Raw genomic sequence first — 12,927 nt, 5'->3', positions numbered from 1 at the left:
TCGAAGGGGAGAGAGAAAGGCGCGCTTGCAAAGAAGGCCGGGATGGCCTGCCGGAGATCGCGAGGAAACTGTTTATTATTGAACTATGTGCGTGCAACTGCAAGTGATTTCACCTTTTCCACACACCATCACCGCCACCGCAAGGGTTGCGATTTTGCCTTGTCGCCACTCCATGCCGCGCCTACATTGGGTTAAACCTTAATATTTCGATAAGGAATTCATCATGACCAAATCCACCAAGCAGCCGGGAAGCGCCGTCCCCAGCCGCCGTCTCAGCCGTCTCTGGCACCTCGGTCGTGCGACCACCGACCTGGCCGCCGGCGTCGGCGTCAAGGGGATGTTCGAGCTGGCGCGCAGTCGCAACAGCGGCGAGCCGGCGCGCATCCAGCTCTCGCCCGAGCACACCCGGCGCTTCACCGAGCGGCTGGCGCGGATGCGCGGTGCGGTGATGAAGATGGGCCAACTGATGTCGATGGAAGGCTCGGACATCTTCACCCCGGAGGCCGCCGAGATCATGAGTGCGCTGCGCGAGCGCGCCGAACCGATGCCGATGAGTCAGCTCAGCCAGGTGCTCGAGCGCGAGTACGGGGCGGACTGGGACAAGCGCTTCAGCCGCTTCGAGTTCAAACCGATCGCCGCCGCCTCGATCGGCCAGGTGCACCGCGCCGAGACCCGCGACGGTCGCCGTCTGGCGCTGAAGATCCAGTTCCCCGGGGTGCGCGACAGCATCGACAGCGACATCGACAACCTCGCCCTGCTCGGCCAGACCTTCGGCATGGCCCCCAAGGGCATCGACATCAAGCCCTTTCTCGAGGAGGCGCGCCGCCAGCTCCATCGCGAGGCCGACTACGACGCCGAGGCCGAGGCCCTCGAGTGCTATCGCGCGCGACTCGGCGACGACCCCGACTTCCTGGTCCCGGCGGTGCATCGCGACCTCACCACCCGCAACGTGCTGGCGATGGACTTCGTCGACGGCGTACCGGTCGACCGCCTCGCCGGCGCCGACTACCGCCGCGCCGCGCGCGATCGCGCCGCCACCGCGCTGATGCGCCTGACCCTGCGCGAGCTGTTCGAGTTCGGCCTGGTGCAGACCGACCCCAACTTCGGCAACTATCTCTACGACGCCGACAGCGGCCGTATCGCCCTGCTCGACTTCGGCGCCACCCACGGCGTCGCCCCCGAGCACGTCGCCGCGTTCCGCCGCCTGGCGCTCGCCACCATCGACAGCGATCGCGAGGGCATGCGCGAGGCCTCAGTCGCGCTCGGCTACATGGGCGCCGACGACCCGGTCGAGCACATCGGCACCATGCTCGACCTGCTGCAGCTCGCCGCCGAGCCGCTGAGCACCGATGACCACTACGACTTCGGCACCTCCGACCTGTTCGAGCGCGTCTACCGCCAGGGGCGCGAGCTGTTCCGCTCCGGCGCCTTCAGCACCGCCCCGGCGCCGGAGACGATGTTCCTGCACCGCAAGTTCATGGGCTCGTTCATGCTCTCGCGCCGACTGCGCGCGCGCGTCGATCTCGCCGCGATGGTCGAGGGCGTGATCCGGCCGCCGGCGCCCGCGGCCGCGGCCGCCTGAGCACCGCTCCGGCTCAGTCGGCGTCGCCCGGCCAGCGAGCGTGGCGCAGTACCGCCGCCACCAGCGCATCGATGTCCGGCGGTTTCTCCAGCAGCTCGGCCATACCGGCCTCGTTGGCCTGGGCGCAGGTCTCGGGCAGCAGCGCGACCGTCAGCCCCACCACCGGGATCCCGGGGAGACGCTCACGGCAGCGCCGCGCCAGCGTCAGACCATCGACCACCGGCATCCGCAGGTCGGTGAGGAGCAGCTGGTAATCGTCGTCGGTATCGAGTGCGGCGAGCGCCTGCTCGCCGTCGCCGACGCCGGTCACCCGCGCCCCCTCGCCCTCGAGGATCTCCTGGAGCACGCACAGAGTGATCTCGTTGTCCTCGGCGACCAGCAGCCGCAGACCCTGCAACGGGGAAAGGGATTGGGACTCCATGAGCGTGCCCTCCTTGCCTGATCGCCGAGCATTCAGCGCGCCAGTCGCGCCAGCCGGCGCTGATAGCGACGCATCACCCGCAGATGGATCGCCGCCTGGGTCCACAGATAGAGATACCAGGGCAGCGCCGGGGCATAGTCGTGGATCGCGGCCATGGTGTAGCGGCCATCGAGCAGGGTATGGAACTCGAACCGCCCGCCGGTCTCGGCGCGGGCCAGCAATCCACCGTCGATGTGATAGACCCGCCGCTGTGCCGTGCTCATCGCCGCCGCCGGACGCAGCCGCAACAGTACCACCCGGGGCAGTCGCAGCCCGACCTCCCAACCGCCGTCGGCGCACTCGCGACTGGCCACCAGCGGCCAGCAGCAGCGTCCCAGCCAGCGGAAATAGTTGCCCGCCACCCAGGCCGCGTCCTGTCCCGGCGGCAGGATGATGCGCTGGATCGAGCGTACCCGGCTCGCCTCGCGCAGTTGCGCCCGGTCCTCGAGCTGGATCGGGCGGCGCGGGTTGGGCTGCAGGTGACGACCATCGGCGGCGAGCGACTGCGCCAGCGCCCGACGGAAGGCGAGGGCCGAGGGCGCGATCGCCCGTTGCAGCGCATTGTCACGTATTCGCAGCCGCTGCGGCAGACTCTCGACCACCGGCCCGACCAACGCGGGACTGGCCCCTGAGACCCGCCGCGCCACCCACGCGACCACCCCCAGCGGCAACCACGGCAGGGTGAACACCCAGCGTCGCACCCCCATCACCTCGGCGCACTGACGCACCATCTCGGCATGGCTCAACCACTCGGGACCACCGAGATCGAACACCCCGCGATAGTCCTCGGGGCGCTCCAGACACAGCAGGATGGCGCGCACCAGGTCGTCGAGAGCGATCGGGCGGGTCGGCGAGCGCGCCTCCGGCGGTAGCGCCAGCAGCGGCAGACGGCGCACCAGATCGACCAGCAGCCCGAGCCCGGAACCGCCCGGCCCCACCACCAGCCCGGCGCGCAGCACGCTCACCGGGGTGCCGTGAGCGGCGAGCGTCAGCTCCACCTCGCGCCGGCTCCACAGCAGCGGCGCGATCTCGAAGCCCTCGGGGATCAGCGCGCTGACGAAGACGATCTGACGCACCCCGCAGGCCGCCGCGGCGCGGGCGAAGTTGTCGGCAAGAATCAGATCCATGTCGCGCGCCGCGGCCTGGGTCAACCGCGACGAAGGGGCGTTGGAGTGCACCAGATAGACCGCGAGATCGCAGCCCTGCAGCCCGGCGCGCACCGCCTCGACGTCGAACAGATCGCAGCGACGCCAGCCGATACGCCGCTCGGGGTCCGGAATCCGCGCCCGCGCCGGCGAGCGGGTCAACGCCACCACCTCGTGGTGCTCGGCCAGCGTCCGGCACAACGCGGTGCCGATGAAACCGCTGGCACCGGCGACCGCCACCTGGGGCCGTCCCTGCTCACTCATCCAACCTCCTCGATCCGATCAATCCTGTGGCGCGTCCCAACCGTCGCTGAGTGTTCGCAGGAAGGCGACAATGGCGGCCTCCTCCTCGGCATCGAGGCCGAGATCACCCAGCTCGTCATCATTGACGTTACGCGCCACCTCCGGGCGTGGCCAGCAGTTGTTGCCCGGACGCGGCGCGGCCAGGTCCTCGCAGACCGGCTTGAGATCGCGCGTGTTGTAGAAGTGCACCACCGTCTCCAGCCCCTTGTGGGCGCCGTTGTGCATGTAGGCGCGCACGAATCCGGGCGCGGGACGACGATCGACATTGCGCAGGGTCGGCACCTTGTGCTTGCCGAGCTGCGCCCCAGCCAGGGCCGCGAAGCGCGGCACCCGGGCGAGCAGGCCTCCCAGCCCGGGATCGCGCCAGGCACGCCCATCGGGGTTGTAGCCGGCCATCGCGTACCAGGGGTTGTCGGGGTTACGCCCGACACCGAGGTTGTCGTAGGTGAAGTCGGTAAACAGTGGCGGACTGCCGTCCGCCCCCGGGGTGTGCGGATGACAGGCGGCGCAGTTGCCCTTGTCGGCGCGGGCGAAGAGCTCCAGCCCCCGGGCCTCCTCGGCGCTCAGCGGATAGCGCTCGGGATCGCGCAGATAATGGTCGTACTTGGAGCTGAAGGCGTTGACCTCGGGCGATGACTGGTAAGCGGCGAGCGCGCGGGCAATGGCGTTGAACCCAGCGACCGGCTCGGCGCAGACGCTCTCGCCGAACCAGTCGCGCAGCGCTCGCCCCCGCGGCCCGGCACAGACCCGCTCGACCGCCTCGGCGGCATCGGCAAGGTTATGCTCGAGCGGGTCGAGCAATGGCGCCTGGGCCTGCTCGGCGAGCGGGTCACCGAGCAGCCAGCCGGTGGCGCGACCGTCCCAGAAGTTGCCACCGACGAAACCGCCACTCTCCTCGTCGAGATACAGCGGCGGGCTGAAGCTCGCGTAGGCCAGGGTCGGCGCGCGACGATTGCCGAAACGTCCGGGCACCGCCCCGGGCTGGACCGCACCGGCGGCATTGATCGCGCTGTCCGGGCCGCTCCAGCCGGCACCCGGCAGGTGGCAGCTCGCACATGACTGCCCGGGCGGCTCGGACAACCCGGTATCGAAGAACAGCGCCCGGCCCAGCGCCACCAGCGACGATGGCGGCGACAGCTCGCTGGCGCCGGTCGACGCGGCGCCGAGCGCAAACGCGACGCCCAGCCAGCGCACCCGGCTGCTTGCAGTGATGTTCAGCATGGGTTCAGGAACCTCGTTTACACTTCTTGGGCATCGATCGGCACGGGTCACGCCCGCGCCGTGAGCCGCAACGGACCCTCTGCATGAAGACCACAGTCCCCCTGCTCGCTTTCGGTCTGCTGTCACTGACCATCTGCGCGGGCGCCGACGACCACCTCGACCACGACAAGGTGCGGCAGCTCCGCAAGTACGGCCAGATCCTGCCCATGGAGCAGCTGCTCGAACAGGCCGCACGGTTGCGCCCCGGCCAGCTGATCGAGGCCGAACTCGAACATCGACATGGTGGATATCGCTACGAGATCAAGATCCTCGATGCCGATGGCCGGGTCCACGAGCTCGAACTCGATGCCGCCACCGCCCGCCCGCTGCACCACGAGATCGAGCCATGAGACTGTTATTGGTAGAGGATGACCCGGCCCAGGTCGCGGCGCTGCTGCCGGCGCTCAAGGCCGCCGGGTTCGCCGTCGATCATGCCGCCGACGGCATCGGCGGCGAGCAGCTCGGCGACACCGAGCCCTATGACGTGGTGGTGCTCGACCTCGGACTGCCGCGCCGCCCCGGACTCGAGGTGCTGCGTCACTGGCGCGCACACGGGCGCGACCTGCCGGTGCTGGTGCTGACCGCGCGCGACGCCTGGCACGAACGTGTCGACGGGCTCAAGGCCGGGGCCGACGACTATCTCGGCAAGCCCTTCCACGTCGAGGAACTGCTCGCCCGGCTCAATGCCCTGACCCGCCGCGCCGCCCCCGCCGCCGGACGCACCCTCGCGGTCGACGGGCTCAGCCTCGACGAGGACGGTCAGCGCGTGGTGCTCGAGGACGGCCAGACACACCCGCTCACCGGCACCGAGTTCCGCCTGCTGCGCTACCTGCTGCGCAACCCCGGGCGCATCCTCTCCAAGACCCAGCTGATGGAGCACGTCTACGACCTCGACGCCGAGCCGAGCGGCAATCTCATCGAGGTCTATATCCGGCGGCTGCGCGAGAAGATCGGGCGCGAACGCATCGAGACCCTGCGCGGCCAGGGCTATCGGCTCAGACGCCGATGATCTCGCTCGAGACCCGGCTGCACCTGGGGCTGGCGCTGGCGCTGACGGCGGTGATCGGCAGCGCCTGGTGGATCGGTCACATCGCCCTCCACCACAGCTCGGAGAGCGTCATCTACTCGCGTCTGGAGCACGACGCCGAGGGCCTGCTCGGCTCGCTGCGCAGCGGTCACGGTCATCTGCACGTCGCCGCGCGCCATCTCACCCCGGTCTACAACCAGCCGCTCTCGGGCCACTACTTCGTCGTCGAGGACGACCAGGGCAACCGACTACGCTCGCGCTCGCTGTGGGACGAGGACCTCGACACCCGGGCGCTGGCCCCCGGCGAGACCGCCGCCTGGCGCGCCGCCGGCCCGGATCGGCAGTCGTTGTTGGTGTGGGCCGGCGGCTATCGTCTCGACGCGCATCTCCTCACCCTCACCATCGCCGAGGACGTCAGCGAGTTCGATACCGAGATCGACTTCTTCGAGCGGCTGTTCGCGCTGCTCGCGGTCTGCGGGCTGGCACTGAGCCTGGTGCTGCAACGGCTGATCGTGCAGCGCGCCTTCACCAGCCTGCGCCCGCTCTATCGCGACATCGAGCGGCTCGAACACGGACGCGCCGGCACCCTCACCGAGCAGGTCCCGCCCGAGATCCTGCCGCTGGTGCGCAAGTTCAACCGCCTGCTCGAGCGCTTCGGCCAGCGTCTCGAACGCTCGCGCACCGCCGCCGGCAACCTCGCCCATGCGCTCAAGGGACCGCTGACCCTGCTGCGCCAGCAGCTCGCCGCCGACACCCTGGCGCTCGACGCCGAGCAGCGCCAGGGGCTGCTCGATCAGGTCGAGCGACTGCGCCAGATCGCCGAGCGTCAACTCAAACGTGCCCGGCTCGCCGGCGCCGGCGGCGCGGCGCTCTACTTCGAACCCGAGGAGGAACTGCCGGTGCTGGCGCGACTGCTCAAACGCATGCACGCCCCCAAGCAGCTCCACATCGCGTTCGACAGCGCGATCCGGGGACCGCTCGCGGTCGATCGCGAGGACATGCTCGAACTCCTCGGCAACCTCCTCGACAACGCCTGCAAGTGGGCCGAGGGCGAGGTTCGGGCAACGCTCTCGGTCAACGACGGGGAGCTGCTGATCCGCGTCGACGACGACGGCCCCGGCTGCGCCGAGGCGGCCCTGGCCACACTCACCGAGCGCGGTCTGCGACTCGACGAGCAGGTCAGCGGTCATGGCCTGGGGCTGGCGATCGTGCGCGAGATCGTCGAGGGCTACGGCGGCCAACTGACACTCACACACGCCCCGCTCGGCGGCCTGCGCGCCGAGGCCCGGCTCACGCTCGAACACCCCACCAGCGATCGCGCCCCGCGTTCAGCTTGATTTCAGCTCCGGGGTCCAGGATGGACCCATGGACACAAGACACCCCCCCACTCGACCCCTCGGCGTCCTGCCGTTGGCACTGCTGCTCGCCCTCGCCGCCGCGCCGGCCGCCGCCGGAACCCTCGGCGAGGCGGTCGGCGCGGCGCTCGAACGCAGCGGCGAGCTGGCTCGCCCCCAGGCCATCACCGGCGAGCGCGACGCCCTCGCCCGTCAGGCCGCCAGCCCCTTCGCCGCCGATCCCGCGCTGCGCCTGAGCTATCTCAGCGACCGCGCCACCGAGGACGCCGGGGCCTACGAGGTCGAGACCATGGTCGACATGCCGCTGTGGCTGCCCGGTCAGCGCGACGCGCGCCGCCAGGTCGCCGCCGCCGTCGGCGGTCAGGCCGGCAGCCTCGACCGGCGGCTGCGCTGGGAGATCGCCGGCGAGGTGCGCGAGAAGAGCTGGGCGGCGGCGATCGCCGCCGGGCGGCTGCGTCAGACCGAGCAGGCACTGAGCGACGCCCGCGCCCTGGAGGCGGCGATCGACAAGCGGGTCGGTGCCGGCGAGCTGGCGCGGGTCGACCTGCTGGTCGCCCGCCAGCAGACGCTCGAGCGCGAGGCCGAGCTGCGCGACGCGCAGCTCGAACACGATCGCGCACTCGCCGACTATCGCCAACTCACCGGCCTGCAGACGCTGCCCGAACCGCTGCGCGAGACGCCCGCCAGCACCGACGCACTGCCCACCGACCACCCGCTGCTCGAGGACGCCGACAGCGCCCTGGCGCTGGCCCGCGCCGAGCGCGAACAGGCCCAGCGCGAGCGGCGCGGCAACCCGGTGCTCAGCGTCGGCGGCAAGCGCGCCCGCGAGGTCCGCGGCGCCGACACCGCCGACTCGCTGCAGCTCGAGATCAGTCTGCCCTTCGGACTCGCCAGCCAGTCGGCCCCGGCGCTGGCCCGCGCCGAGCGCGGCTATACCGAGCGCGCCACCGACCTGCAGCGTGCCCGACTCGCCGCCGAGCGCACCCTGATCGCCGCCCAGCTCGCCCGCGAGGGCGCGGCCACCGCGCTCACCGTCGCCGAACGGCGCCACGCCCTCGCCCAGCAGGCGCTGCAGCTGGGACGACGCGCCTTCGACCTCGGCGAGCGCGACCTCACCGATCTGCTGCGCACCCAGGCCAGCGCCCGCGTCGCCAGCCTCGATCTGGCACTGCGCCGGCTGGAGCTGGGGCGCGCCCAGGCCCGACTCAATCAGGCACTCGGAGTCATCCCCCAATGAATCGCTTCTCCCGCCACGCCCTGGCGCCCCTGTTGCTGCTCCCGGTGCTGGTCCAGGCCGCCGCGCCGATCGCCCTCGACGCGGCGGCGCAGGCCGCCTTCGGGATCGAGCTGGTCGCCCCCGAGGCGGTCGAGCACAGCCTCGGGCGCCGTTATCCGGCCGAGGTCCGCGTCCCCAACCCACAACTGCGGGTGGTCGCCGCGCGCCAGGACGGCGTGCTCGAACGCCTGGCCGTGGCCGAGGGCGACCGGGTCGCCGCCGGCGACCTGCTCGCCGAGCTGCGTAGCCCCGCGCTGGTCGATATCCAGCGTCAGTATCTCGAGGCGCTGATCCGTCTGGAGCTGGCCGAGGGCGAACTCGCCCGCGACCGTCAGCTCCATCGCGAGGGGGTGATCGCCGAGCGGCGGCTGCGCGAACGCGAGGCCACCCAGCGCGAACTCGCCACCCAGGTCGAGCAACAGCGTCAGCTACTGCGGCTCGCCGGCTTTGCCGAGACCGAGCTCGCCGAGCTCGACCGCAACCACACCCTCACCAGCACCCTCAGCGTGCGCGCGCCGATCTCCGGGGTGGTGCTCGAGCAGCTGGTCGACACCGGCGAATCGGTGGCCCAGGCCGCCCCGCTCTATCGCATCGGCCAGCTCGATCCCTTGTGGCTGGAGATCCACGTGCCGCTCGACGAACTCGACGGCCTCGCCCCCGGCAGTCGCGTGCACCTGCCGGCGCTGGCGCGCGAGGCGGTGATCACCACCGTCGGCCGTCAGGTCCACGCACTCGACCAGGGCGTGCTGGTCCGCGCCGCGATCAACGACCCCGGCACCGAGCTGCGCCCGGGACAGTTCATCGAGGTCCAGCTCGCCCGCGCCACCGGCGCCGGCTGGCGACTGCCGGCCGCGGCACTGGTGCGCGACGGTGACACCACCCTGGTGTTCGTCGCCCGCGACGGCGGCTTTGCGCCGCAGCCGGTCGAGCTGCTCGGCGCGACCGACGACCAGGTGGTGGTCGGCGGCGCGCTCGGCGCCGACGACCGCGTCGCGGTGACCGGCGTGATCGCGATCAAGGCCGCCTGGCAGGGAGGCGAGTGATGCTCGCGCGCCTGATCCAATTCGCGCTCACCCAGCGGTTGCTGATGCTGCTGGCGATGCTGGCGCTGATCGGCGGCGGCTGGCAGGCCATCCAGCAGACCCCGATCGATGCCTTCCCAGACGTCTCGACCACCCAGGTCAAGATCATCGTCAAGGCCCCGGGAATGACCCCCGAGGAGGTCGCCGAGCGCATCACCAGCCGCATCGAGGTGGAGCTGCTCGGCATCCCCGACCAGACCATGCTGCGCTCGGTGGCCAAGTACGGCCTCACCGACATCACCATCGACTTCGCCGAGGGCACCGACATCTACTGGGCACGCCAGCAGGTCGCCGAGCGCCTCAACGGCGTCTGGGACGACCTGCCCAGCGGGCTCTCCGGCGGCATCGCGCCGATGACCACGCCGCTGGGCGAGATGTTCATGTTCAGCATCGAGGGCGGCGACCTGTCGCTCGCCGAACGCCGCGATCTGCTCGACTGGACCATCCGCCCGGCGCTGCGCTCGGTGCCCGGGGTGGCCGAGGTCAACGCCCTCGGCGGCTATGTCACCACCTTCGAGGTGGTCCCCGACAACGCCCGCATGGCCGCCCGCGGCATCCAGCTCGCCGACCTGCGCGCGGCGCTCGAACGCAACAACCGCAACGACGGCGCCGGACGGCTCGACGAGGGCGAGGAGACGTTGCTGGTGCGCAGCGAGGGCGCGATCCAGACCCTCGCCGACCTCGCCGCCGTGGTGGTGGTCGCCGACGCCCGCGAGCCGGTGCGGATGGCCGATGTCGCCGAGGTCCGCCGCTCGGCGCTCACCCGCTACGGCGCGGTCACGCGCAACGGCGCCGGCGAGACCGTCGAGGGACTGGTGCTGGGGCTGCGCGGGGCCAACGCGCGCACCCTGATCGAGGGCGTCCAGGCCAAGCTCGACGCACTCGCCCCGGGGTTGCCCGATGGGGTGCGGGTCGAGGTCTTCTACGATCGCGGCAAGCTCGTCGGGCGCGCGGTGCACACCGTCTCCAAGGCGCTGATCGAGGCCACGATACTGGTCGTGGTGCTGCTGGTGTTGTTCCTCGGCGATCTGCGCGCGGCGCTCACCGTCGCCCTGGTGCTGCCGCTGGCCGCGCTCGGCACCTTCATCCTGATGCGTCAGTTCGGGCTCTCGGCCAACCTGATGTCGCTCGGCGGCCTGGCGATCGCCATCGGCATGCTGGTCGACGCCGCGGTGGTGGTGGTCGAGAACGTGGTCACCCAGCTCGCCCGCGGCGGCGGCGGCGGCCGGCTGCCGCGACTGCACCTGATCTATCGCGCGGTGCGCGAGGTCTCGGTGCCGGTCGCCTCGGGCATCCTCATCATCATCATCGTCTTCCTGCCGCTGCTCACCCTGCAGGGGCTCGAGGGCAAGCTGTTCGTGCCGGTGGCGCTGACCATCGTGTTCGCGCTCGCCAGCTCGCTGCTGCTGGCGCTGACGGTGATCCCGGTGCTCTCCTCCTTCCTGCTCGGCGCCGGCGCCCATCGCGACCCCTGGCTGCCGCGCCAGCTCGCCCGGCTCTATGGCCCGCTGCTCGACTGGGCGCTGAGTCACGCCCGGGTGGTGGTGGGCGCGGCGCTGGCGCTGCTGCTCGCCGCCGGGGCGGTCTACACCCAGGTCGGCAAGTCGTTCATGCCGACGCTCGACGAGGGCGACCTGATCGTGCAGCTCGAGAAGCTGCCCTCGATCACCCTCGACGAGTCGATCGCCATCGACCAGCGGGTGCAGCGCGCCATCCTCGACCAGGTCCCCGAGGTGCGGGCGATCGTCGCCCGCACCGGCTCCGACGAACTCGGGCTCGACCCCATGGGGCTCAACCAGACCGACAGCTTCCTGGTGCTCGCGCCGCGCGAGGAGTGGCGCTTCGCCACCAAGGATGCCCTGGTCGACGCCATCCGCGCGGTGCTCGACGGCTTCCCCGGGCTCGGTTACGCCTTCACCCAGCCGATCGAGATGCGCGTCTCGGAGATGCTCACCGGCGTGCGCGGCGACCTGGCGGTGAAGATCTTCGGCACCGATCAGGACGGCCTCAACGCCGCCGCCGAGGCCGTCGTCGGCGTACTCGAATCGCTGCCCGGCGCCGAGGACGTCTACACCCCGCGCAACGAGGGCGCGCAATACCTCAACCTGGAGATCGACCGCCTCGAGGCCGGGCGACTCGGCATCGACGCCGACGCCCTGGCGAGCCTGCTGCGCGCCCAGATCGAGGGGCTGCGCGTCGGCACCATCTACCGCGATGCCAGGCGGCTGCCACTGATGATCCGCGGCCCCGAGAGCGCACGCTCCGCGCCGACCCGACTGGCGGCGCTGCAGATCAGCCTGCCCGACGGGCGGGCCGTGCCGCTGACCAACCTGGTGCGCGTCGAGCGCGTCGAGGGCCCGGTGGCGATCTCGCGCGAGCGCGGCAACCAGCTCGCGGTGGCCATCGCCAACGTCAGCGGCCGCGACCTGGTCGGCTTCGTCGAGGAGGCCAGGGCGGCGGTCGCCGAGCGCGTCGACCTGCCCGACGGCTACTGGCTGGAGTGGGGCGGCGAGTTCGAGAACCAGCAACGCGCCGCCGCGCGCCTGGCGCTGGTGGTGCCGGTGGCGCTGGGGCTGATCTTCCTGGTGCTGTTCTCCACCTTCGGCTCGGTACGTCAGGCGCTGCTGGTGCTCTCCAACGTGCCCTTCGCGCTGATCGGCGGGGTGTTCGCGCTGGCGCTCACCGGCGAGTACCTATCGGTGCCGGCCTCGGTCGGCTTCATCGCCCTGCTCGGCATCGCGGTGCTCAACGGCGTGGTGATGGTCACCTACTTCAACCAGTTGCGCACCCTCGGTCACCCGCTCGGACAGGTGGTGGTGGAGGGCGCGCAGCGCCGGCTGCGACCGGTGCTGATGACCGCCAGCATCGCCGCCTTCGGGCTGGTGCCGCTGCTGTTCGCCACCGGACCCGGTTCCGAGATCCAGCGCCCGCTGGCGATCGTGGTGGTCGGCGGCCTGGTCTCGGCCACCGCGCTGACGCTGATCCTGCTGCCGATCCTCTATCGCCGCTTCGGCGCCCCACCGACACCAGGCACGCCCACCGACGCGAGGTCCGAGGCATGACCGATCACACCCTGCTCTATCTGGTCGTCCCCCCGGCGGCGGCCGAGGCCCTCGCCGAGTGGCTGCTCGAACGCCCCGAGGTGCCGGGCTTCACCAGCGTGCCGGCGGCCGGTCACGGCGCCTCCGAGCACTCGCTCTCGCTCGCCGAGCAGGTCGCCGGGCACAGCAAGCGGGTGATGTACCTCATCCACCTGCCGCCCGAGACCGCGCGCGCGGTGCTGGTGGCGCTGCACACCGACTTCGGCGGCAGCGGCATCCATCACTGGCTGGTGCCGGTACTCGAGTACGGGCGCCTCTAGCCATCACCGAACCCGGCCAGGACGGCCACGGATCCGGCGGTCGTCGACCGCCACCAGTCACTCCAACGAGGTCAAG

At 71.2% G+C, this 12,927-nt stretch carries 11 protein-coding genes; 8 read left to right on the top strand and 3 right to left on the bottom strand.

Annotated elements, in window-relative coordinates; translation table 11 throughout:
- Positions 1–223: 223 nt before the first annotated feature.
- On the top strand, positions 224–1,582 hold the full coding sequence (locus EDC29_RS01895; protein ID WP_132228323.1) for an ABC1 kinase family protein: 1,359 nt from the start codon (positions 224–226) through the stop codon (positions 1,580–1,582).
- Between the two features lie 13 nt (positions 1,583–1,595).
- Here EDC29_RS01895 and EDC29_RS01890 read toward each other — a convergent pair whose 3' ends face one another.
- From EDC29_RS01890 to EDC29_RS01880, 3 genes are read right to left on the bottom strand one after another with little or no spacing between them, the layout of a single operon-like run.
- Complete coding sequence (locus EDC29_RS01890) at positions 1,596–2,003, bottom strand: response regulator (RefSeq protein WP_123139011.1); 408 nt, start codon at positions 2,001–2,003, stop codon at positions 1,596–1,598.
- A 32-nt stretch (positions 2,004–2,035) separates the two neighbouring features.
- On the bottom strand, positions 2,036–3,451 hold the full coding sequence (locus EDC29_RS01885) for an NAD(P)H-binding protein (RefSeq protein ID WP_132228321.1): 1,416 nt from the start codon (positions 3,449–3,451) through the stop codon (positions 2,036–2,038).
- Positions 3,452–3,469: 18 nt separating this feature from the next.
- A complete protein-coding gene (locus EDC29_RS01880; protein WP_132228319.1) occupies positions 3,470–4,711 on the bottom strand; it encodes a cytochrome-c peroxidase in 1,242 nt (413 codons plus the stop codon).
- 83 nt (positions 4,712–4,794) lie between these two features.
- Here EDC29_RS01880 and EDC29_RS01875 point away from each other — a divergent pair, with 83 nt between their 5' ends.
- Genes EDC29_RS01875 through EDC29_RS01845 form a run of 7 tightly spaced genes read left to right on the top strand, consistent with a single transcriptional unit; the run spans position 4,795 to position 12,851 of the window.
- Positions 4,795–5,100, top strand: a complete 306-nt coding sequence (locus tag EDC29_RS01875) for a PepSY domain-containing protein (protein ID WP_132228317.1) — start codon at positions 4,795–4,797, stop codon at positions 5,098–5,100.
- Positions 5,097–5,759 carry a response regulator transcription factor gene (locus EDC29_RS01870; RefSeq protein ID WP_123139015.1) on the top strand — a complete coding sequence of 221 codons (663 nt, stop codon included), beginning with the start codon at positions 5,097–5,099 and terminating at the stop codon, positions 5,757–5,759. The genes EDC29_RS01875 and EDC29_RS01870 overlap by 4 nt, the downstream gene beginning before the upstream one ends.
- Complete coding sequence (locus EDC29_RS01865) at positions 5,756–7,114, top strand: ATP-binding protein (RefSeq protein WP_132228315.1); 1,359 nt, start codon at positions 5,756–5,758, stop codon at positions 7,112–7,114. Before EDC29_RS01870 ends, EDC29_RS01865 begins: the two co-directional genes overlap by 4 nt.
- Positions 7,115–7,142: 28 nt before the next feature.
- Positions 7,143–8,369, top strand: a complete 1,227-nt coding sequence (locus EDC29_RS01860) for a TolC family protein (RefSeq protein WP_132228313.1) — start codon at positions 7,143–7,145, stop codon at positions 8,367–8,369.
- Entirely contained in the window at positions 8,366–9,451 is a 1,086-nt protein-coding gene (locus EDC29_RS01855) for an efflux RND transporter periplasmic adaptor subunit (RefSeq protein WP_123139018.1), read from the top strand. The genes EDC29_RS01860 and EDC29_RS01855 overlap by 4 nt, the downstream gene beginning before the upstream one ends.
- Complete coding sequence (locus EDC29_RS01850; RefSeq protein ID WP_132228311.1) at positions 9,451–12,552, top strand: efflux RND transporter permease subunit; 3,102 nt, start codon at positions 9,451–9,453, stop codon at positions 12,550–12,552. Before EDC29_RS01855 ends, EDC29_RS01850 begins: the two co-directional genes overlap by 1 nt.
- Positions 12,549–12,851 carry a DUF3240 family protein gene (locus EDC29_RS01845; RefSeq protein WP_005223158.1) on the top strand — a complete coding sequence of 101 codons (303 nt, stop codon included), beginning with the start codon at positions 12,549–12,551 and terminating at the stop codon, positions 12,849–12,851. Before EDC29_RS01850 ends, EDC29_RS01845 begins: the two co-directional genes overlap by 4 nt.
- Positions 12,852–12,927 lie beyond the last annotated feature (76 nt).

Source organism: Marichromatium gracile (assembly GCF_004343155.1).
GTDB lineage: Bacteria > Pseudomonadota > Gammaproteobacteria > Chromatiales > Chromatiaceae > Marichromatium > Marichromatium gracile.
This window is presented reverse-complemented; position numbering and strand designations above follow the sequence as displayed.

Bases quoted from the DNA above. Each gene is read 5' to 3' on its own strand.
- EDC29_RS01845 (WP_005223158.1), top strand. From the start codon at position 12,549: ATGACCGATCACACCCTGCTCTATCTGGTCGTCCCCCCGGCGGCGGCC.
- EDC29_RS01855 (WP_123139018.1), top strand. From the start codon at position 8,366: ATGAATCGCTTCTCCCGCCACGCCCTGGCGCCCCTGTTGCTGCTCCCG.
- EDC29_RS01890 (WP_123139011.1), bottom strand. From the start codon at position 2,003: ATGGAGTCCCAATCCCTTTCCCCGTTGCAGGGTCTGCGGCTGCTGGTC.
- EDC29_RS01860 (WP_132228313.1), top strand. From the start codon at position 7,143: ATGGACACAAGACACCCCCCCACTCGACCCCTCGGCGTCCTGCCGTTG.
- EDC29_RS01880 (WP_132228319.1), bottom strand. From the start codon at position 4,711: ATGCTGAACATCACTGCAAGCAGCCGGGTGCGCTGGCTGGGCGTCGCG.
- EDC29_RS01870 (WP_123139015.1), top strand. From the start codon at position 5,097: ATGAGACTGTTATTGGTAGAGGATGACCCGGCCCAGGTCGCGGCGCTG.
- EDC29_RS01850 (WP_132228311.1), top strand. From the start codon at position 9,451: ATGCTCGCGCGCCTGATCCAATTCGCGCTCACCCAGCGGTTGCTGATG.
- EDC29_RS01895 (WP_132228323.1), top strand. From the start codon at position 224: ATGACCAAATCCACCAAGCAGCCGGGAAGCGCCGTCCCCAGCCGCCGT.
- EDC29_RS01885 (WP_132228321.1), bottom strand. From the start codon at position 3,451: ATGAGTGAGCAGGGACGGCCCCAGGTGGCGGTCGCCGGTGCCAGCGGT.
- EDC29_RS01875 (WP_132228317.1), top strand. From the start codon at position 4,795: ATGAAGACCACAGTCCCCCTGCTCGCTTTCGGTCTGCTGTCACTGACC.
- EDC29_RS01865 (WP_132228315.1), top strand. From the start codon at position 5,756: ATGATCTCGCTCGAGACCCGGCTGCACCTGGGGCTGGCGCTGGCGCTG.